Below are 20,535 nucleotides of genomic sequence, written 5' to 3'. Positions count from 1 at the left end.
TGATCGTCGCCGCGCTCATGGTGGCGGCGGCCTCGTTCGGCCCCGGCACCGCCTGCGCGCAGACCGGTCCCTTGCCGTCCTGGAACGAGGGCGCGGCGAAGCGGTCGCTCGTGGACTTCGTCGGACGAGTCACCCGGGAAGGCGGTCCCGACTACGTGCCGCCGGCCGAGCGTATCGCGGTCTTCGACAACGACGGCACCCTGTGGGCGGAACAACCCGAATACTTCCAGGCACGCTTCGCCTTTGACCGCATCAGGGCGCTCGCCGCCGAGCATCCCGAGTGGCGGGACAGGCAGCCCTTCAAGTCCGTCATCGATGGCGACGCGAAGGGGCTGGCTGCGGCGGGCCAGACGGGCATCGTCGAGATCCTGACGGCGACGCACGCCGGCATGACGACGGCGGAGTTCGATGCCATCGTGGCGGACTGGCTCAGGACAGCGAGGCACCCGCGCTTCGACCGGCCCTACGACAGCCTGGTCTACCAGCCGATGCTCGAACTCCTCGGCTACCTGCGTGCCGACGGGTTCAAGACCTTCATCGTCTCCGGCGGCGGCGTCGAGTTCATGCGCGTCTTCGCCGAGCGCGCCTACGGGATCCCGCCGGAGCAGGTCGTCGGGTCGTCCGGCGTCACGCGCTTCGAGATGAGGCCGGACGGCCGGCCGGTCCTCGTCAAGGAGCCGAGGGTCGCGTTCGTCGACGACGGTCCGGGCAAGCCGGCGGGCATCAACCGCTTCATCGGGCGGGCGCCCATCCTCGCGTTCGGCAACTCCGATGGCGACCGGCAGATGCTGGAATGGATCGCGGCCGGGGATGGTCCGCGCTTCCTCGGCCTGGTTCATCACACCGATGCCGAGCGCGAGTACGCCTACGACCGCCAGTCCCCTGTCGGGCGCCTGGACGAGGCCCTCGACGAGGCGGAGCGGCGCGGCTGGACAATCGTCGACATGAAGCGGGACTGGAACGCGATCTTCCCGCCTGCCCCGAGGGGCGGGCGATGACGGCGCTCACCCCCGCCCCTGCCCTCAGCCAGGCCGCGGCACCCGCGCGCTGCGCGGGCCGGCGCAAGGCGCGGGTCGCGGCCGCGGCCCGCAGCCTGGTGACGGGCGGCGGACGCCAGGGACGAACCCGCCGACGGGGCGCGTACGCCGGCGTCCGCGGCCGCTCCCGGCCGGGGCCGGCCGGCTGCGGCGCGGCCTGTCCCGTTAGGACTTGCCGACGAGTGGGCAGCCGCCCTGGCTCATGGGCTTGAAGGCCTGGTCGGCGGGGATCGTCGCGAGTTTGCTGTAGAGGTCCCACGGGCCTTTCGACTCGGACGGCTTCTTGACCTCGAACAGGTACATGTCGTGGATCTTGCGCCCGTCGGCCCGGATCGTGCCCTTGCCGAACAGCGGATCGTCGGTCGGATTGGCTTTCATCCAGTCCATGACGACCTTCGCATCCTTCGACTTCGTCGCCACGACCGCTTTCAGGTAATGCATCAGCCCGGCATACACGCCGGCCTGGTTCATGGTCGGCATGTTGCCGTTCGCCCGTTTCGCGAAGCGCTCCGAGAAGGCCCGGGTGCCGTCGTTGAGGTCCCAGTAGAAGGCCTCGGTGAGCACCAGCCCCTGCGCCGTCTCGAGGCCGAGCGCCTTGGCGTCGAGCACGTAGAACAGCAGCGCCGCGAGCTTCTGCCCGCTCTGCGAGATGCCGAACTCGTGGGCCTGCTTGACGGCGTTGATCGTGTCGCCGCCCGCGTTCGCGAGCCCGATCACCTTCGAGCCGGAGCCCTGGGCCTGGAGCAGGAAGGACGAGAAGTCGTTGGCCGGGAACGGCACCTTGGCCGAGCCGATGACCTTTCCGCCGCTTCGCGTGACGACGGCGGCGGTCTCGTTCTGCAGCGATTGTCCGAAAGCGTAATCGGCCGTCAGGAAGAACCACGTGTCGCCGCCGCGCTTGACCATGGCGCTGCCGGTGCCGTTCGCGAGCGCGTAGGTGTCGTAGGTCCAGTGCACGGTGTTGGGAGAGCACTGCGTCCCGGTCAGGTCGGTGCTGCCGGCGCCCGAGTCGATGAAAATCTTGTTCTTCTCACGCGTGATCTGGCTGACCGCGAGCGCGACCGACGATGTCGGCACGTCCAGGATCGCGTCGACCCCGTCCCTGTCGTACCATTGCCGCGCGATCCCGGCACCGATGTCCGGTTTGTTCTGGTGATCGGCGGCCACGATCTCGACGTTGACATCCTTGCTGATCGCGGCGAAATCCTCGGCAGCAAGCTGCGCTGCGACGACGGAGTTCTTGCCGCCGATATCCGAGTAGACGCCCGACATGTCGTTCAGGACGCCGACCTTGACACTTGTCTGCGCCGAGACGGGCATCGCCGTCAGTGCGAGACATCCGGCGGATAGCAGCAACCATTTCACGTTCATCAAAACAGCCTCCCGACCAACGCTTGTTCTCAGCGCAGAAGGTGATACCTGGCCGGGATCGTCAAGCGCGACGATAGTCGCCGGCACCCGCTCGGCCTCGGCGTGATCCACTCTCCGATCGGCCCCGCCGCCCGGGGTGCCAGGGCACGGGGCCGGTGCGCTCGCGCGAGACGGTGGTGGAGCCGACCTACCGGGCGGAGATCGTCCCCGGGCTGACGGCGCCGCCGGCCGCGAGTTCCGCCACGATCGGGATCAGAGGATTGTCGTTGCTCTCGCGCCAGACCATGAAGAGCTCGACCGGCCGCGGCGGCGGGGTCGCGAGGGGACGCAGCACGACACCCTTGACCTGCAGGGCGCGGGCGGAATCGGGGACCAGCGCGAGGCCGAGACCCGAGCCGACGAGGGACAGGATGGTGTGGATCTGCGCCAGGTGCTGGACGAAGCGCGGCGACAGCCCCTCCCGGGCGAAGAGCTCGGTCGCGAGGTCGTGGAAGTAGCGCGCCTCGTCGGGCGCGTACATGATGAACGGCTCCGCCGCCAGGGCGGCGGCCGTGACCGCGTCGCCCCGCGCGAGGTGGTGATCCCCCGGCAAGGCGGCCATCAGGGTCTCGCGCGCGACGCGCAACGACCTGTCGGCGACGGGGGGCAGCGGCGGGCGCATCAGGCCGACGTCGAGGCGCTGGGCGCCGAGCGCCTCGGCCTGGGCGGCGCTGACCATCTCCTTGAGCAGGATGTCGGCCTCCGGCAGGCGCGCCCGGGCGGTCCGCACCAGGTCGGGAAGCGTGCGGTAGGCCGAGGCCGCCGTGAAGCCGATCGTGAGGCTGCCGGCCTGCCCGGCGGCGATGCGGCGCGCCGTGGCGGCGGCCTCCTCCGACAGGCGCAGGATCCGACGGGCCTCCGCCAGGAAGCGGCGCCCGGCCGGGGTCAGGTGGACCGCCCGGCTGGTGCGGCTGAGCAGCACGACATCGAGGATCCGCTCCAGGATCTGGATCTGCCGGCTGAGGGGCGGCTGGGTCAGGTTGAGCCGCTGGGCCGCCCGGCCGAAATGCAGCTCCTCGGCCACGGCGACGAAGCAGCGGAGCTGGTTCAACTCGAACATCCGGCGACCTTTTCGTCCCGCCACGCCGCGCAGGGGGTTAGACCAATCCGCGAGGAACCGGAAACGCGGTCGTCGCGCCCGCGCATGTCGGCGCGCCGAGCCGCAGCGGCGCCCGATCGCGTGGCGGGCGAGGGGCGCGCTCCGGCCCTGCTCCGGGGCGCCCCCTCGCGCCGGACCGGCGTCGACGCCGGCGGGATACGCTCCCGGTCGCGGAGGGCGCCGCGGCTTCGTCCGGAACGGCCGGGGGAGACGGCCGAGCCGCGACCCCGGGGGCAGCGCGTTCCCGAACCGGCCATCGATGCGAATTTCGCATCGATCGAACCAATCTTTGAGTTAGACATCGCACAAGAAATGCCGAGGATGATCCCATCCTGTTCTGCTCTGGAAATCGAGAACCTGGATCTCTTGCCAGTACGCGACAAGACTAAACGGATCGAATGCAGCCTGTAAGATACATCACCAGGATTGCGGACAGCGATGCGTGCGGCGACGTGGCGACCATAGCCGACCTCATCGGGACCGATATTGTCTCAGTATAATTGCAGTCGCCATCACGAGCGCATGACACAGAGCTGATAGATCGCCGATCGCGCGTCGTTCTTGCTGCCGAAATCCCGCCCCGCCGGGCAGACCCGCATCACGCCGCACGTCTCGCGGCGGCAGCGCGGCCCGGCAGGCCGGACCGATCACGTCGATCACGGAACGGCGGGCACAGACCGCCGACCTCAGGGAGAGGACCCATGCAGAACGATCCCGTCCGACCATCGTCGCGCGGCGCCTCGGGCACGCCCGCCATCACCGACATGAAGGTCGTGCCGGTGGCCGGCCGCGACAGCATGCTCCTCAACCTGAGCGGCGCCCACGGGCCCTTCTTCACCCGCAACCTCGTGGTCCTGACCGACAGCACCGGCGCCACCGGGCTCGGCGAGGTGCCCGGTGGCGAGGCCATCCGCCAGACCCTGGAGGACGGCCGCTCCCTCATCGTCGGCCAGGCGATCGGCAACTGGAACGGCGTGCTCAACGCCCTGCGCGCCCACTTCGCCGACCGCGACGCCGCCGGCCGGGGCCTCCAGACCTTCGACCTGCGCGTCACCATCCACGCGGTCACGGCGGTCGAGTCCGCCTTCCTCGACCTCCTCGGGCAGTTCCTCGGCGTGCCCGTGGCGGCCCTCCTCGGCGAGGGCCAGCAGCGCGACGCCGTCGAGATGCTGGGCTACCTGTTCTACGTCGGCGACAGCCGCCGCACCGGCCTGCCCTACCGCCGGTCGCGGGAGGCGGACGGCTGGATGCGCCTGCGCGACGAGGAGGCCCTGACGCCCGAGGCCGTGGTGCGGCTCGCCGAGGCGGCGCACGAGCGCTACGGCTTCAACGACTTCAAGCTCAAGGGCGGCGTGCTGGCGGGCGAGCAGGAGATCGCCGCCGTCACGGCGATCGCCCGGCGCTTCCCCGAGGCGCGGGTCACGCTCGACCCGAACGGGGCCTGGTCGCTCGACGAGGCGATCCGGCTCTGCAAGGGCCGGGGTGATGTCCTGGCCTACGCGGAGGATCCGTGCGGCGCGCAGGACGGCTTCTCGGGCCGCGAGATCATGGCCGAGTTCCGCCGCGCCACCGGCGTGCCCACCGCCACCAACATGATCGCGACCGACTGGCGCCAGATGCGCCACGCCATCCAGCTCGGCGCGGTCGACATCCCGCTGGCCGACCCGCATTTCTGGACGCTCGCCGGCGCCGTCCGGGTGGCGCAGCTCTGCCGCGACCACGACCTCACCTGGGGCTCGCACTCGAACAACCACTTCGACGTGTCGCTGGCGATGTTCACCCACGCGGCCGCGGCCGCACCGGGCCGCGTCACCGCGATCGACACGCACTGGATCTGGCAGGACGGGCAGCGCCTCACCAAGGAGCCGCCGCGGATCCGCGGCGGCCTCGTGGCGGTGCCGGAGCGTCCGGGCCTCGGCGTCGAGCTCGATTGGGCCGAGGTGGAGGCCGCGCACGCCCTCTATCGCAGCCACAGTCTCGGCGCCCGCGACGACGCCGCGGCGATGCAGGCCCTGATCCCCGGCTGGACTTTCGACAACAAGCGCCCCTGCCTGGTGCGCTGACCGCGAGGAGACGACGATGGACATCCTGACGAACCGCTTCAAGGCGGCTCTGCTGCGGGAGGGCCGGCAGCAGATCGGCCTGTGGTGCAGCCTCGCGAGCCCGATCTCGACCGAGATCGTCGCCGGCTCGGGCTTCGACTGGCTGCTCGTCGACATGGAGCACTCGGCCAACGACCTGCGCGACGTCTACCACCAGCTCCAGGCCGTGGCGGAGAGCGGCGTGCCCGCGATGGTGCGGGTGCCGGGCGACGAGCCGGTCACCATCAAGCGCATCCTCGACACCGGCGCCCAGTCACTGATGATCCCCAACATCGACGACGCCGCGCAGGCAAGCCGGGCCGTCGCGGCGACGCGCTACGCGCCCCGCGGCGTGCGCGGCTTCTCGCAGGCGCCCCGGGCCGCCCGCTTCGGGCGCATCCCCGACTACCACGCCCGCTGCGAGGCGGAGATCTTCGTGGCGGTCCAGATCGAGTCGCGCCGCGCCCTCGACAACCTGGAGGAGATCGCCGCCGTGGAGGGCGTCGACGGCATCTTCATCGGCCCCGGCGACCTCTCGACCAGCCTCGGCTACCTCGGCCAGCAGAACCACCCCGACGTCGTCGCGCTGATCGAGGCGACGATCGGGCGGATCGCCGCCGCCGGCAGGCTGCCCGGCATCCTCACGGCGAACGAGGACCTGGCGCACCGCTACATCGCGGCCGGCAGCCGCTTCACCGCCGTCGGGTCGGACAGCGGGCTGCTCGCGCGCGCCAGCGAGGCCCTCGCCGCCCGCTTCCGGGCCTGACGCCCGCCTCCGGGCCTGACGCCCGTCCTCGGGCCTGATGCCCGTCCAACGGAGCCTATCCATGAACATCGGATTCATCGGCCTCGGCATCATGGGCGCGCCCATGGCGGGCCACCTGATCGAGGCCGGCCACAGCCTGTTCCTGAAGAGCCGGCGCAGCGTCCCGGCCGGCCTGCTCTCGGCGGGCGGCACGGCCTGCGACAGCGCCGCCGAGGTGGCGCGGCGCGCCGACGTGGTGATCCTGATGCTGCCCGACACGCCGGACGTGGCCGGCGTGCTGTTCGGCGAGGAGGGCGTGGCGGTCGGCCTCGCCCCCGGCAAGACCGTGGTCGACATGAGCTCGATCTCCCCCATGGAGACGAAGGCCTTCGCGGCCCGCATCGAGGCCCTCGGCTGCGACTACCTCGACGCGCCGGTCTCGGGCGGCGAGGTGGGCGCGCGCGGCGCCTCGCTCAGCATCATGGTGGGCGGCAGGCCGGAGGCCTTCGGGCGGGTGCGGCCGCTGTTCGAGCGCATGGGCAGGACCATCACGCATGTGGGCCCGAGCGGGTCCGGGCAGACCGCCAAGGTGGCCAACCAGATCATCGTCGCCCTGACGATCGGGGCGGTGGCGGAGGGGCTGCTGTTTGCCGCGAAGGCCGGCGCCGACCCGGCCAAGGTGCGCGAGGCCATCACCGGGGGGCTCGCGACCTCGCGCATCCTCGAGCTGCACGGCCAGCGCATGATCGAGCGCAGCTTCGACCCGGGCTTCCGGATCGGGCTGCACCAGAAGGACCTGAACCTCGCCCTGGAGGGCGCCCGCTCCCTCGGCATGAGCCTGCCGGCCACGGCCGTCGCCCAGCAGCTGTTCTCGGCCTGCGTCGCGCAGGGCGGGCGCGACTGGGACCACTCCGCCCTCGTGCGCGCCCTGGAGCTCATGGCGAACCACGAGGTCTCCCGTCCCGCCGAGGCCTGATCCGGCCGGGACACCGCGTCGCCCGGCGTCCCCGACCCGGATCGATGCGCAGATCGTATCGAACGATGCCGTGTTTGAGTTGGCACTGCATCGAAACCGGATCTATGCCTTTTGGGTGACGGGCCTGCCGGCCCGCCGCGGGCGAGGCGGCGCGGCGCCCTCCGCCGGCTATCGTGAAAAGGCTGCCGGAGAACCGGGGACGACCTCGCAACCCCCGGCAAACCGAACGGGAGGAATCCGATGCTGGCCGAGCCGCAGACCACCCCCAGGGCGACGGGCGACGCCCCCCGGACCATCCGGTTGCAGGAGACCGACAACGTCGCCATCGTGGCGAACGCCTTCGGGCTGCCCGCCGGCACGGTCTTCCCGGACGGCCTCACCCTCGGCGAGTTCGTGCCGCAGGGCCACAAGGTGGCGCTCGCCGACATCGGGACGGGCGAGGCCGTGCGGCGCTACGGCGAGGTGATCGGCTACGCCACAGCCGACATCCCGCGCGGCGGCTGGGTCGAGGAATCGCGCGTGCGCACGCCCGCCGCGCCGCGCCTCGACGAACTCGAACTCGCGACCCGGGTGCCGGCCCCGCTGCCGCCGCTCGAGGGCTACACGTTCGAGGGCTACCGCAACCCGGACGGCTCCGTCGGCACCCGCAACATCCTGGCGATCTCGACGAGCGTGCAGTGCGTCGCCGGCACCCTCGAGGTGGCGATCCGGCGCATCAAGCAGGAACTGCTGCCGCGCTTCCCCCAGGTCGACGACGTGGTCGGCCTCACGCACGCCTACGGCTGCGGCGTCGCCATCAACGCCCCGCAGGCGGTGATCCCGATCCGGACCCTCCAGAGCCTGGCGCAGAACCCGAATTTCGGCGGCGAGGTCATGGTGGTCGGCCTCGGCTGCGAGAAGCTCGTCTCCGAGCGCCTGCTGCCGGACGGGCAGTCCGGGGGCGTCGTGCGGCTCCAGGACGAGCGCCACCAGGGATTCGGCATGATGCTCGACAGCATCATGGCGATGGCCGAGGCGCGCCTCGCGGTCCTGAACCGGCGCCGGCGCGAGACCTGCCCGGCCTCCGACCTCGTGGTGGGCCTGCAATGCGGCGGCAGCGACGCCTTCTCGGGCGTCACCGCCAACCCGGCGCTCGGCTTCGCGGCCGACCTCCTGGTGCGCTGCGGCGGCACCGTGATGTTCTCCGAGGTGACGGAGGTGCGGGACGCCATCCACCTCCTGACCCCGCGGGCCGAGACCGAGGAGGTCGCCCGCGCGCTGATCCGCGAGATGGCCTGGTACGACGACTACCTCGCCAAGGGCGACGCCGACCGCAGCGCCAACCCGTCCCCGGGCAACAAGAAGGGCGGCCTCAACAACATCGTCGAGAAGGCGCTGGGCTCGGTGGCGAAGTCGGGCACGAGCGCGATCCGGGGCGTGCTCGCCCCCGGCGAGCGGGTGCACCGGAAGGGCCTGATCTTCGCCGCGACCCCGGCGAGCGACTTCGTCTGCGGCACGCTGCAGCTCGCGTCGGGCATCACCCTCCAGGTGTTCTCGACCGGCCGCGGCACGCCCTACGGCCTCGCCGAGGCGCCGGTGATCAAGGTCGCGACCCGCACCGAGCTCGCCGAACGCTGGTCCGACCTCATCGATCTCGATGCGGGTCGTGTCGCGAGCGGCCAGGCCACCATCGAGGAGACGGGCTGGGAGCTGTTCCACCTCATCCTCGACGTCGCGAGCGGGCGCAGGAAGCCCTGGTCCGACCATTGGGGCCTCTTCAACGACCTCACCTTGTTCAACCCCGCGCCCGTGACCTAGGGCCCCATCCCGCCAGCTCCGGGGGCACAGATCTCGTCGCGTGCGCGGACCTGAATACGCGCGCGTTGCCAAGAAACAAATGCAACAAACCTGCGACAATGCGGAGGAGCCAGCCGATGCCCCACGATACGAGCGAGATCGAACGGCGGACCATACGCCGAGTTGCCTGGCGTCTGCTTCCGCTGATCGTCATCATCTACCTCGTCGCCTACATCGATCGGACCAACGTGGGGTTCGCCGCCACCGGCGGCATGTCGACGGCGCTCGGCCTCACGGCGAAGGATTTCGGCTTCGGGGCCGGCATCTTCTTCCTCGGCTACTTCCTGTTCGAGGTTCCCAGCAACCTGCTGCTCGAGAAGGCGGGCGCGCGGCGCTGGATCGCCCGGATCATGATCACCTGGGGCCTCCTCGCCGGGGCGATGGCCTTCGTCGCCGGGCCGACGAGCTTCGTCGTCATGCGGTTCATGCTCGGGGTGGCGGAGGCCGGCTTCTTCCCCGGCGTGATCCTGTACTTCACCTACTGGTTCCCCAAATCGTACCGCAGCCGGGTGCTCGCCTCCCTGTACGTCGCCGTCCCGGTCTCGAACGCCGTCACGGCGGGCCTGTCCGGATTGCTGCTCGGGCTCGACGGCGCGCTGGGCCTGGCCGGCTGGCAGTGGCTGTTCATCGTGGAGGCCGCCCCGGCCATCCTCCTCGCCTTCGTCGTGCTGCGCTACCTGACCGACAGCCCGGCCGTCGCCGACTGGCTGCGGCCGGACGAGAAGGCCTGGCTCTGCTCGGCCATCGAAAAGGAGAAGCAGGACCTCATCCGGCGCGAGAGCGGTCACATGAGCCTGCGGCGGGCCTTCACGGACATGCGGGTCATCTCGCTGGCCGGGATGTACTTCACGATCGTGACGGCCACCTACGGCATCACGTTCTTCCTGCCGCAGATCGTGAAGGGGATCGGCGGCTCGGACGTGCAGGTCGGGTTCATCAGCGCAGCCCCCTACGTCGTCGGCACGATCGGGCTCCTCGCGTGGAGCTGGTCCTCCGACCGCATGCGCGAGCGCAAGTGGCACTACATCGTGGCCTGCCTCCTCGGCGCCTGCGGCCTCGCGGCAGCGGGGTTCCTCGGCAGCACCGCGATGGCCGTGGTCGCGGTCGCCGTCGCGACGATCGGCCTCTACGGCTGCAAGCCGGCGTTCTGGACCATGCCGAGCGAGTTCCTGACCGGGACGGCGGCCGCGGGCGGGATCGCGCTGATCAACTCGGTCGGCAACCTCGGCGGCTTCGTCGGCCCCTTCGTGGTCGGCTGGATCAAGGACGCCACCGGCGGGTTCGGGGCCGCGCTCGGGTTCCTGGCCGCGTGCGCGGTCCTGTCGGCGCTGCTCGCCTTCGTGACGGCCCCGTCGCGCGCGCGCCCGGCCCACAACGTCGCGGCCCTGCCGACCTGAGCGGCCCGGACCGATGCAGGGCGGCCGAGCGGCGGATCGTCGAAGCCGCCCGCGAGGCGGGCGGGGGCCGCGGTCGCGTGCGGGAGCCGGCGCACCAGGCCCGCCCGCTCCGCGGCGCGTCCCGGCCGTCCCGGCCGTCCCGGACCTGGTCTCGACGCCGGTTCAGGCGACCAGAACGACCGCCTTTCGCACGTAGGCGCTCTGTTCGAGCTGCCGGACGATGAAGTCGGCGACGTCCGCGCGGGAGATCAGCCCGTTGCGCCACGACGAGGGCTCGTCGAGGATCCGGTACCGGCCCGTCGCCGCACCGCCCGTCAGGACGCCGGGCCGGACCAGCGTCCAGTCCAGCCCGCTCTTGCGGATGCGCATCTCCTGGGCGTCCTTGTCGTCGTAGGCCCGCCCGAACACGAGCCGGAACGGCACCCGCTGGAGCAGGCCGATCGAGTCCCGGCTGTCCCCGGCCCCGAAGCCGGTGACCGCCAGGAGGCGCCGGACACCGGCCTTCTCCATGGCCGGCACGAGCCGGTTGGTTGCATCCGAGAACAGGCGCACCGGCCCGAGCAGGTCACGGAGCGGCACGCCCAGGGTCTGCACCACGCACTCGACCCCGTTGAGCGCCGCCTCGACGTCGGCCGCGCTCAACGCGTCCCCGCCGAACCGCTCCAGGTTGGCGTCGGTCAGGGGGATGCCCGCGGCCGAGCGGGCGAAGGCGCGCACGCGGTGCCCGGCCGCCAGGGCCGCCTTGACCGTCTCGAAGCCGATGCCTTGGCTCGCGCCTACGACGAGGATGTGGGCCATGCGCGCTTCCTGAGTGCCGTCGCGGGGGGAGGACGTACGGGCGGCCCCGCGCGCCGCCTTTGTGCGCGGCGCACGGTTTCCGGTTCCGCGGGCTCGCCGTGCCGGCGCCGCGCAATCAGGCCGCGTGCACCCGCGGACCGGAGCGGCCGCGGCGCGGCGCATGCCGGCGCGCGATGTCGCCCGGGCGCCGGATCGGAGGTCCGGCGCCTGTGCCCGCGGGACCGAGCGGGATCGTGCCATGAGCTTCGCGCCGCGTACCAACGCCGGGAGCCCGACCTGGCCCCGACGCGCGCGGAGTCCGGCTCAGCGCTCGCGGCGCTCGCGAGGGGTGCGCTCGTCGCGGCGCTCGATGCGCTCGTCCCGCCGGTCTGGGCCGACGCCGAGCACGCCCCCCACGGTGCCGGTCGCGGCGCCGACGGCCCCGCCGACGACGCCGCCGACCGGCCCGGCAGCCCGGTTGCCGTCCTCCGCGCCGCGTTCGGCGCCGCGGACGGTGCCCTGCGCCTGAGCCGGCGCGGCGAGGGCGGCGGTGGAGAGAATGAGGGTGGCTGCGATCACTACGCGCTTCATGATGGCGTCCTCAGCTTGGAGTCCGGATGGCTCCGGCGGCGTCGTGCCGGCCGGGGCCGCGTGCCCGGTCAACGGCTGAGCGCCAGAAAGGTCGCAGCCGCCCGCCGCTCGTCCGGATTCCCGGGCGCGGATCGCGGCCGACGGGCTGGAGCATTGTCCGGCGAAGTGGACACCGGTTCGCCGCAGACAATGCGGCAGAATCAAAAACCTGGAGCAGCGGCCGATTGCAGCGTGATCGGATGCTGCTCTAGCGCGCGCCTTCCTGGTCCTCGCCCAGGATGACCGCCCCCTCGTAGGGGAGCGGGATCTCCGCCGTCGTCCGCAAGGGCGCGAGTGCGTCGAGACTGTCCGCCGCGGTGACCGCCAGCCAGCGCATCCGGTCTCCCTCGAGGTGCACGGCGCTGAGCACCCCGGTGCGAAAGGCGCCCGTGTCGATGGCGATGCGGTGCGGCAGGGCCTCGTGACCCCTGATGGTGTGGCCGTGCACCACCGTGAAATCGTGGGCCCAACCGGTTCCGGAGAGGAACGGCTCGCGCATCATGACGAGGTCCGAGACGTCGTGCTGCGCGAGGGGTGCGGCCGGGTCGAGGCCGGCATGGACGAAGAGGTAGTCGCCGACGCGGTGGTGCGGCGCCAGGCTGGACAGGAACGCGGGCATTCCCTCCGGCAGGATGGAGCGGATGCGCTGCCGCAGCGCGCTCACGCCGGAGCGATGGACGTCCTCCCGGTCGAGGCCCATCTCCCGAAAGGTCGTCTCGCCGCCGACGTCGAGCCAGGCCTCGACGAAGGCCGCGTCGACGTCCTCGTGGCCTGCGATCAGCGCCAGGAAGAAGTCGTGATTGCCGAGCAGCCTGACGATCTCGACGCCCGGGATGGCGAGGGCCCGGACGTCATCCAGCGCCGCGAGGCTGCTCGGGCCGCGGTCGACGTAGTCCCCGATCGTCACCACGGTGTTGCGGCGCGACGCCTCCAGAACGTGCGACCGCAGGAAGCCGACCAGCCCTCGCAGGAGACGGGTGCAGCCGTGCACATCGCCGATGGCGCACACGGTCCGGCCGGGAGGAAGCCGTCTCGGCGCGGGCTGCCAGGCGGATTGGAAGGCTCGAAGCACCGGCGCCCCAGGCGGCTGAAACCCCTCGACCCAACACCGGCATCCGTTCGGGCGCAAGCCGCGTCCCCTGAGCGGCCCCGCCGTCAATTCGACGTGTCGCAGACGAGGCGCGCCTGCCCGCCCTGCTCGTCCAGGGTGACCGACTGATCCGCGCCGGTCTCTCCCGCACGCACGCGCTGCCGGATGATGCGGGACGCACGCGCGATGTCCCGGCCCAGGACTTTCGCGACCTCGGATCGCGATGCCCCGAAGCGCAGGATCGTGACGTCGATACCATTCTCGTTACCGAACGCGAACTCGACGGCGTTGACCGGCAGCGATCGAAATCGTCCCGATAGCGGAACTTTCACTTCCGTATAGTCACCCTTGTTGTCAGCCGTGATGGCGCCGATCGCCGGTCGGAAATCACGTGGTACTGCAATCTGCATGGCAGGCTCTCGCCGCTTTCCGGCCGAGTCGTAGCCGTGCCGTCCGGCGACGGATCTTCTGAAAAGATCGAACGACTTCGAACCCCTGCACTCTGGCAGGAGCCCATCGAGAAAGGGATCGAGAACGATCGCCGTCTCGGCCCGCAGGGGCAGCGCGGCACCGGTGAGGCAGGCAATCACGACACCAAGAGCAAGAATCCAGCGCATGGCGAAATCTCACCTCTCCGCCTCAGGCCCAACTTCGGAGGTCCCTACGACTTCGCCATATAATTCAACAAGATCGCTTTCATGGCGCCATCTGGATTTCCGAAGAAGTTCTGCACCGTACTCCGACTCGGATAAGCGACGAATCGATGCAGCATCCATATTTTGTGGGTCTTCGGCTGAGCCAGTATAACGATACTGTTGTCGCGACAATCGTGCGGCTGGCAACCCTCGTCCTTCAGGAACTGCTCGCCGTTGACGCTGACGCTTTCGAGTGATCCTCGGACGCCGTCGTGTCGGAGGATCCAGCCGTCCTCCTTCCTGAATGTGCGCCCCTTGATGATGTCGAGCCAGCTCTGCTTGAACTGATGTTGCCTCACCAGATCGGCGAAGCGCATGTCCTTGGCTGCGACAGGGCTGCAAATCAACGCGAGTGCTATAGCCAATCTCCTCACTCTCGCCTGCTCCCGTCCGCTGCCGATGACTGAGACACGATTAGCCGAGCCAGCCGATATCGACAAGCAGGACCTGCGGGCGGGGGCGGGACACTCGGTCTCGAGCCAGTACAGGCGCGGTCACGGGATGGCGCGGCAGATCCGTGAGGAGGGCGGCGCTCCCGTCTCGCGCCCAGTTCCGGCACTTCGAGCAGCGCTCGAAGGCATCCGCCGGACGGCGTCGGCGACGCGCGTTCAGCGTGTGTTCGCGCCGCCGCTCAACGCACGCGCCGCCGCCGCTCGGGCGCCACCGGTCAGGCGGCCGAGGTCCGTGCCCGCGTCAGACGGCGCCGCCGTTGGCGCGCAGCACCTGGCCGTTCACCCAGCCCCCGTCCGGCCCGACCAGGAACGCGACGGCGGCGGCGATGTCGCCGGGCGCGCCGAGGCGGCCGAGCGGGATCATCCGGGTGACCTGCGCGACCGCGTCGTCGGACTTGCCGTCGAGGAACAGCGAGGTCGCGACCGGTCCCGGGGCGATGGCGTTGACGGTGATCCGCCGCGGGCCGAGCTCCTTGGCGAGGATGCGCGTCATCGCCTCCACGCCGGCCTTGGTGGCGGCGTAGATCCCGTAGGTCGGCTGGTAGAGACCGACGACGCTCGACGAGAAGCTGACGATGCGGCCGCCCTCGCGGATCCGGCGCGCGCCCTCCCGCAGGCCGTTGAAGACGCCCTTCAGGTTCACGGCGACGTGGGCGTCGAAGAGGGCGTCGTCCGCCTCGGCGATCGGCGCGAGCCTCATGATGCCGGCGTTGTTGACGAGCACGTCGACCCCGCCGAAGGCGCGCTCCGTCGCCTCGAAGAGCGCCGCGACGGCCGCGGGGTCGCCGACATCGGCCTTCACGGCGATCGCCCGGCCGCCCGCGGCCGCGATCGTGTCCGCGAGCGCCTGGGCGGGCGCCCCGTTCGCGGAGTAGTTGATCGCGACGGCGAAGCCGTCCCGCGCCAGACGCTCGGCGACGGCCGCGCCGATCCCCTGCGAAGACCCCGTGACGATCGCGGCTCGCGTCGCTGCCATGCTGGCTCTCCTTGGTCACCGGCGCCGGGTGCGCCTGCGCAGCCACCTGGGAGGACGCCGCCCGGGGCGCCATGGCGGCCGGGGCACGTCCGCGTTCCCGCGATACTCAATCGCGCGCCGGCGATGATCCGGGGGCCCTGCGGTAGGCGCTCGGGGTCGCGCCCGCGTGACGCAGGAAGGCCGCCGCGAAGGCCGCCGGCCGGGTGTAGCCGCAGGCGAGGGCGATCTCGGCCACCGGCCACCCGGTCGTGCGCAGCAGGCGGCGCGCCGTGTCCATCCGCATCCGCGTCAGGTGGGCGTGGGGCGCCGCGCCGACCTGCTCGCGGAACCGGCGGCCGAAATGGTGGACGCTGATGGCCGCCTCGCGCGCGAGCTCGTCCAGGCCGAGGGGCCGGCTCAGGTGGGCGCTCATGTAGTCGAGCACGCGCGCCAGGCGGCGGTCGGTGATGAGGCCCGGCTGGCGGATCTCGTCGGCGTCGCGCCAGCATCCCGCGTGGCGGGAGAGCAGGTGCGCGGCGAGCCAGCGCCCGGCATGCTCCGCGTAGAGGTCCGGGGCCCCGGCCGCGAGGGCGTGCAGCAGCGTCCCGGCGCAGGCGGCGATCGCCGGATCGCGGAAGACCAGCGCCGACAGCGGCTGGCGCGCCGGCGACGTCCCGGCCCGCCGGTACTCGTCCGCGGTCGCCTCGATCATGCCGGCGGGAAGGTAGAGGTGGACGGTCCGGAACGGCTCGCCCGCGCGTGCGCTGCTCCAGCGCAGGCGCGTCGTCTCGCCGGGCGGGGTGAGGCCCGCGGCGCCCGGCTGGTAGACGGCCCCGCGCCAGCGGCCGTGCCTCAAGACCTCGACCCGGTGCTCGCCGCGCGTCGCCACGACGAGGGTCAGGTCCGAGGTCGGGTGCGTCTCGAAGAGGTCGCTGCGGCCGCGTCCCTCGTGCTCGTCGAGGAGCAGCGAGGTCCAGCCGGCGCCCGCGCTGGAGCGCAGGAGCGCGTTGGGCTTGACGGTCGCGCAGCGGGCGCTGGCCGGGTCGTGGGCGTGGCTCGTCACCCCGGCGCCCTCCGCATGCCGGCGGGCCCTTCGAGCCTACGGATCGGCCGACGCGGGGGCATCCCGGTCTCCGCTCCGGCTCTCCAACAGGCCGCCGGCCAGCCGCCGGAAGGCCGCGACGGCCCGGGCCAGCACGGCGGGCGGATCGTCCGCCGCCGCGATCCAGAGCGCCGCGCTGAGCGAGGCCCCGTTCAGCAGCCGGGCCGCCGCCTCCGGGTCGACCGGCCGGACGGCGCCGTCGGCCACGAGCGCGCGGATCCGGCGCGTCACCTCCTCGAGGCAGGCGTTCTGGCTCGGCCAGCGCGCGGGATCGCCCAGCACCGCGGGACCGTCGCGGAGCAGGATGCGCTGGATCTCCGGCTCCAGCGCCATCTCGATGTAGGCGGCGTACTCGTCGAGCAGCCCCTGCCACGCCGTGTCCGCGCGTTCGCCGACCGCGCGCAGCCGAGCCGCCATCTCGGCGTCGATCTGGTCGATCACGGCCTGCAGCAGGCCCGGCTTGTCGCCGAAATTGTGGTAGAGCGCGCCCCGGGTCAGGCCCGCCGCGGCCGTGAGGTCGTCCATCGACGCCGCCGCGTAGCCCTTGGTCGCGAAGGCGTCCCGCGCCGCCCGGACGAGCCTCGCCCGCGTCTCCTCCATCATCTGCGCGCGTCGGCCCACCCGCCACCCCCGGCTCCGCGTCCACATACGGCTCGTATGTGATTTGACATACGAGCCGTATGCGTGCTTCGTATCACGGACGGCCCGTCTCTCAAACGGGCGCGCAGGAGCTGACGATGTCGAAGCGCGACGCGATCTTCCCGGCCGGCCGTCAGGCGCTCTACGAGAAGCACCGCTACTCGGCGGCGATCCGGTCGGGCGACCTCCTGTTCGTCTCGGGGCAGGTCGGCGGCCGCGAGGACGGCTCGCCCGAGCCGGACTTCGCGCGGCAGGTCGAGCGGGCGTTCGACAACCTGGCCGCCGTGCTGAAGGCCGGCGGCTGCACCTTCGACGACGTCGTCGACGTGACCACCTTCCACACCGATCCGGCCACGCAGTTCGACACGGTCATGGCGATCCGGGACCGGGTGATCGGCGCGCCTCCCTACCCGAACTGGACCGCGGTCGGCGTGACCTGGCTGGCGGGCTTCGATTTCGAGATCAAGGTCGTCGCGCGGCTGCCGCACGCCGCATCGGCCGGGGCGCCCCCGCACGCGGCGTGAGCGCGGCCGCGTGGAACCTCTGACCCGGTGCCGCGACGCCCGCCGATCGCGCCACCGCACCGCGCCGGCCGAGGCGCGCGACGCCCCGACCCCACCCGGCCGCGACGGGCGTGAGCCCCTGGGACGAGGAGCGTCGCGGCGCCGCGCGAGAGATTTTCGGGATCGCGCGATCTGCGAGAACGATCCACGTTCCATCGGCGGAAAAACAGCAATCTATTCTGTTGATCGGGTCCGTCGCGACGTGGGATGAAGATTTGCCCCGACCATGACGCACGGCTGATGTTCCGGATACCGGGCGGCCGCGCGATCCCGGCGGGCGGTTTCGTCTTCCTCTGACCTGTGGAGCGCCCGATGCGGCGGATGATGCTCGGTATCCTTGTGGCCCTCGCCGGCCTCGGCGCGGCGGCGCGCGCCGGCGACGCACCCGTGCGGATCGGCGTGACGGCCGGCCCGGTCGCGCAGGTGGTGCAGTTCGCGGCCACCCTCGCCCGGGAGCGCGGCCAGCCCGTCGAGGTGGTGGAGTTCACCGACTGGGTCACCCCGAACGAGGCGGTCAACACGGGCGACCTCGACGCCAACCTGTTCCAGCACGGCGCCTTCCTGGCGGTCCAGAACGCCCGGCGCGGCACGAAGCTGGTGCAGGTCGATCCGGTCGGGCTGATCGCCCCGATCGGGCTGTTCTCGAGGAAGATCCGGTCGCTCGAGGCGGTGCCGGAGGGCGCCTCGGTGGCGATTCCGAACGAGCCGCTCAACGGCGCGCGCGGCCTGCGCCTCCTGGAGAAGGCCGGGCTGATCACGCTCGCGCCCGGCAAGGGCCTCACGGTGACGCGCTTCGACGTCGTCGCGAACCCGAGGAAGCTCGACATCGTCGAGCTCGACCCCGCGCAGCTCTACCGCTCCCTCGACGACGTGACGCTCGCGATGGTGAACCTCACCTACCTCGTCGCCGCGGGCGGCGATCCGAACACGGCCCTCCTCATCGACCGCTCGGCGGACGACCAGTTCGTGCTGCGCTTCGTCACCCGCGAGGGCCACAAGGATGATCCCCGCCTCCGCCGCTTCATCGAGACCTTCAAGGCGCCCGAGGTGAAGGCCTTCATCGAGACCAGGCTCCCGGGCTTCGTGCCGGCCTGGCCGGGCGCGTAGGCGGTCCGCCACCCGGGGCCCGGCCCCGGCCCGACCCCGGGTGGCGGCCGCGGCGGCGCGGGTGGCGCCGACCGGGCACGCGCACGGCGGCCGCCGTTGCGGTGCGGGGCGGGGCCGTCAGGAGCCGGGGCGCCGCACCACGTCTCCGCCACCGGCACGGACGGTGCCTCCCGGGCGGGTCAGGATGCGGCGGCGCGAGGGCCGGCCGGAACGATGACGTTCCCGACCATCTCGCCGAAGGGGCCGCGGTGGGCGGAGGCCGTCGGCGGGCCGGGCGTGCCGTCCGCCAGGGGCAGCCGCGGCAGCACGAGCTCGGCGAAGCGGTACGCCTCCTCGAGATGCGGGTACCCGGACAGGATGAAGCTGTCGATCCCGAGCGCGATGTACTCGCGCATCCGCGCCGCGACCGTGTCCGGGTCGCCGACGAGGGCCGTTCCCGCGCCGCCCCGGACGAGGCCGACGCCGGCCCAGAGGTTCGGGCTCACCTCGAGCTGGTCGCGACGGCCGCGGTGCAGCTCGGACATGCGCCGCTGCCCGACCGAATCCATCCGGGCGAACACCGCCTGGGCGGCCGCGACCGTGTCGTCGTCGACGTGGGCGATCAGGGCCTCCGCCGCCCTCCAGGCCGCCTCCTGGGTCTCGCGGACGTGACGTGGAGCCGGATCCCGAAGCTCATCGTCCGGCCGTGGGCGAGGGCGCGGCGTCGCACGGCCGCGATCTTCTCGGCGACCTGCGCCGGCGGCTCGCCCCAGGTCAGGTACTTCTGGACTCTTCGCGCGGCGAGGTCCTGGCCCACCTCCGAGGAGCCGCCGAAGTAGAGCGGCGGGTGCGGGCGCTGGACGGGCGGGTAGAGCAGCCTCCCGCCCTCGACCTGCAGGTGCGCGCCCCGGGAGGTGACCTCCTCCCCGGCGAGGAGGCGCGCGTAGATCTCCAGGAACTCGTCCGTGACCGCGTAGCGGGCGCCGTGGTCCAGGAAGATGCCGTCGCCCCGGGTCTCGACCGGGTCGCCCCCCGTGACCACGTTGATGAGCAGGCGCCCGCCCGAGATCCGGTCGAGGGTCGCCGTCATGCGGGCCGCGACGCTCGGCGTCTGGAGGCCCGGCCGCACCGCCACGAGGAAGCGGAGCCGCTCCGTCAGCGGGACGAGGGCGGAGGCGACGATCCAGCTGTCCTCGCAGGAGCGGCCGGTCGGGAGCAGCACGCCCTGGTAGCCGAGGTCGTCCGCCGCGCGCGCGATCTGGGACAGGTAGCGCAGCGAGACGTCGCGGGCGCCGTGCGAGGTGCCGAGGTAGCGGCCGTCCCCGTGGGTCGGCAGGAACCAGAGCACGTCGGCGCGGCCGGACGGAACGGGGTCGGCGGCGGGGTGGCTCACGGGAGGCTCCGGGCACGGTGGCGGTCTCGCCGGGGAGCACCGCGGCCTCGGCTCCGCCGGGGCGGCGCGGACGCGGCCACCGCCGCGCGGGGCGGCGCCCGCCCCGCCGGCGGGGTCGGGGGCGGTTCCGAGGGCCCGGGCGACGCCGAGCCGCGCGAACGCGACCGGATCGTCCGGAGCCGTGGCCTGCCTCCGAGGACGAAGGAGGCCGGCACCCCGCGCCGGAAACGATGCGCCGCCGCACACTCCCGAGATCCCGGCGCCGGTCCGCAGCCGGACCGCCCCACCGCAACCTTCTCTCCGCAAGCATTCATGGAGATGAAAATCTTACATCCAACGTACATCTCGCGAATAAATCTCTCTCAAGGCTCGCGTCACCCCAAGATGATGCGGCAACGCCCGCGCCTTTACAAGCCGGATCTGTCGCCGCGCCGGCCGGCCCGTGCGGAAGGCGGCGCTCGCATCGGCCTCGGCACCGCGGGGGCCGCGGCGAGGGAGAGGCCGGCGCGGACCGGGGCCGCGGTGGCGTTTGCGGGCGCCGCCGACCGGCCGGTCCGGCGGCGGCACCGGCG

18 protein-coding genes and 1 pseudogene are annotated in these 20,535 nt (G+C 72.1%); 8 read left to right on the top strand and 11 right to left on the bottom strand.

Annotation, left to right across the window (positions count from 1 at the left end; genetic code table 11):
- Positions 1-17: 17 nt before the first annotated feature.
- Positions 18-998 carry an HAD family hydrolase gene (locus tag DT057_RS18685; protein ID WP_238314065.1) on the top strand — a complete coding sequence of 327 codons (981 nt, stop codon included), beginning with the start codon at positions 18-20 and terminating at the stop codon, positions 996-998.
- Positions 999-1,202: 204 nt separating this feature from the next.
- Here DT057_RS18685 and DT057_RS18680 read toward each other — a convergent pair whose 3' ends face one another.
- Both DT057_RS18680 and DT057_RS18675 read right to left on the bottom strand, forming a co-directional pair.
- Positions 1,203-2,357, bottom strand: a complete 1,155-nt coding sequence (locus DT057_RS18680; protein ID WP_407068138.1) for an ABC transporter substrate-binding protein — start codon at positions 2,355-2,357, stop codon at positions 1,203-1,205.
- Between the two features lie 238 nt (positions 2,358-2,595).
- A complete protein-coding gene (locus DT057_RS18675; protein ID WP_128563611.1) occupies positions 2,596-3,507 on the bottom strand; it encodes a LysR family transcriptional regulator in 912 nt (303 codons plus the stop codon).
- Between the two features lie 740 nt (positions 3,508-4,247).
- Here DT057_RS18675 and gudD point away from each other — a divergent pair.
- From gudD to DT057_RS18650, 5 genes are all read left to right on the top strand, one after another.
- Complete coding sequence (gene gudD / locus DT057_RS18670; protein ID WP_128563610.1) at positions 4,248-5,609, top strand: glucarate dehydratase; 1,362 nt, start codon at positions 4,248-4,250, stop codon at positions 5,607-5,609.
- Between the two features lie 16 nt (positions 5,610-5,625).
- Positions 5,626-6,393 carry an HpcH/HpaI aldolase family protein gene (locus DT057_RS18665; RefSeq protein WP_128563609.1) on the top strand — a complete coding sequence of 256 codons (768 nt, stop codon included), beginning with the start codon at positions 5,626-5,628 and terminating at the stop codon, positions 6,391-6,393.
- A gap of 61 nt (positions 6,394-6,454) precedes the next feature.
- A complete protein-coding gene (locus tag DT057_RS18660) occupies positions 6,455-7,348 on the top strand; it encodes a 2-hydroxy-3-oxopropionate reductase (RefSeq protein ID WP_128563608.1) in 894 nt (297 codons plus the stop codon).
- 240 nt (positions 7,349-7,588) lie between these two features.
- Complete coding sequence (garD, locus tag DT057_RS18655) at positions 7,589-9,145, top strand: galactarate dehydratase (protein WP_128563607.1); 1,557 nt, start codon at positions 7,589-7,591, stop codon at positions 9,143-9,145.
- Between the two features lie 116 nt (positions 9,146-9,261).
- Positions 9,262-10,581, top strand: coding sequence for an MFS transporter (locus tag DT057_RS18650; RefSeq protein WP_128563606.1), 1,320 nt, complete (start codon positions 9,262-9,264; stop codon positions 10,579-10,581).
- A 162-nt stretch (positions 10,582-10,743) separates the two neighbouring features.
- Here DT057_RS18650 and DT057_RS18645 read toward each other — a convergent pair whose 3' ends face one another.
- The 8 genes from DT057_RS18645 to DT057_RS18615 form a co-directional block, all read right to left on the bottom strand.
- Positions 10,744-11,379: an NAD(P)-dependent oxidoreductase gene (locus DT057_RS18645; protein WP_128563605.1), complete on the bottom strand. Its 636-nt coding sequence runs from the start codon at positions 11,377-11,379 to the stop codon at positions 10,744-10,746.
- A 303-nt stretch (positions 11,380-11,682) separates the two neighbouring features.
- Positions 11,683-11,949, bottom strand: coding sequence for a hypothetical protein (locus DT057_RS18640; RefSeq protein WP_128563604.1), 267 nt, complete (start codon positions 11,947-11,949; stop codon positions 11,683-11,685).
- Positions 11,950-12,196: 247 nt separating this feature from the next.
- Positions 12,197-12,997, bottom strand: coding sequence for a metallophosphoesterase (locus tag DT057_RS18635; RefSeq protein ID WP_162501443.1), 801 nt, complete (start codon positions 12,995-12,997; stop codon positions 12,197-12,199).
- Positions 12,998-13,143: 146 nt separating this feature from the next.
- Positions 13,144-13,695, bottom strand: coding sequence for a hypothetical protein (locus tag DT057_RS35520; RefSeq protein WP_162501442.1), 552 nt, complete (start codon positions 13,693-13,695; stop codon positions 13,144-13,146).
- Between the two features lie 44 nt (positions 13,696-13,739).
- Entirely contained in the window at positions 13,740-14,090 is a 351-nt protein-coding gene (locus DT057_RS18630) for an Ivy family c-type lysozyme inhibitor (RefSeq protein ID WP_128563602.1), read from the bottom strand.
- A 376-nt stretch (positions 14,091-14,466) separates the two neighbouring features.
- Positions 14,467-15,201 (bottom strand): SDR family oxidoreductase, encoded by a 735-nt coding sequence (locus DT057_RS18625; protein WP_128563601.1) that lies wholly within the window; start codon positions 15,199-15,201, stop codon positions 14,467-14,469.
- 106 nt (positions 15,202-15,307) lie between these two features.
- Complete coding sequence (locus DT057_RS18620) at positions 15,308-16,243, bottom strand: helix-turn-helix domain-containing protein (RefSeq protein ID WP_128563600.1); 936 nt, start codon at positions 16,241-16,243, stop codon at positions 15,308-15,310.
- A gap of 36 nt (positions 16,244-16,279) precedes the next feature.
- Positions 16,280-16,885: a TetR/AcrR family transcriptional regulator gene (locus DT057_RS18615; protein WP_128563599.1), complete on the bottom strand. Its 606-nt coding sequence runs from the start codon at positions 16,883-16,885 to the stop codon at positions 16,280-16,282.
- A 134-nt stretch (positions 16,886-17,019) separates the two neighbouring features.
- Here DT057_RS18615 and DT057_RS18610 point away from each other — a divergent pair, with 134 nt between their 5' ends.
- Positions 17,020-17,445 carry a RidA family protein gene (locus DT057_RS18610; RefSeq protein WP_128563598.1) on the top strand — a complete coding sequence of 142 codons (426 nt, stop codon included), beginning with the start codon at positions 17,020-17,022 and terminating at the stop codon, positions 17,443-17,445.
- 363 nt (positions 17,446-17,808) lie between these two features.
- Positions 17,809-18,591 (top strand): MetQ/NlpA family ABC transporter substrate-binding protein, encoded by a 783-nt coding sequence (locus DT057_RS18605; protein WP_238314049.1) that lies wholly within the window; start codon positions 17,809-17,811, stop codon positions 18,589-18,591.
- A 179-nt stretch (positions 18,592-18,770) separates the two neighbouring features.
- On the opposite strand, the pseudogene ssuD reads toward DT057_RS18605, so the two are convergent.
- Positions 18,771-19,963: pseudogene (ssuD, locus tag DT057_RS18600) on the bottom strand (FMNH2-dependent alkanesulfonate monooxygenase).
- Positions 19,964-20,535: the final 572 nt, after the last annotated feature.

The sequence above is a fragment of the Methylobacterium crusticola genome (assembly GCF_003574465.1).
Classification (GTDB): domain Bacteria; phylum Pseudomonadota; class Alphaproteobacteria; order Rhizobiales; family Beijerinckiaceae; genus Methylobacterium; species Methylobacterium crusticola.
This window is presented reverse-complemented; position numbering and strand designations above follow the sequence as displayed.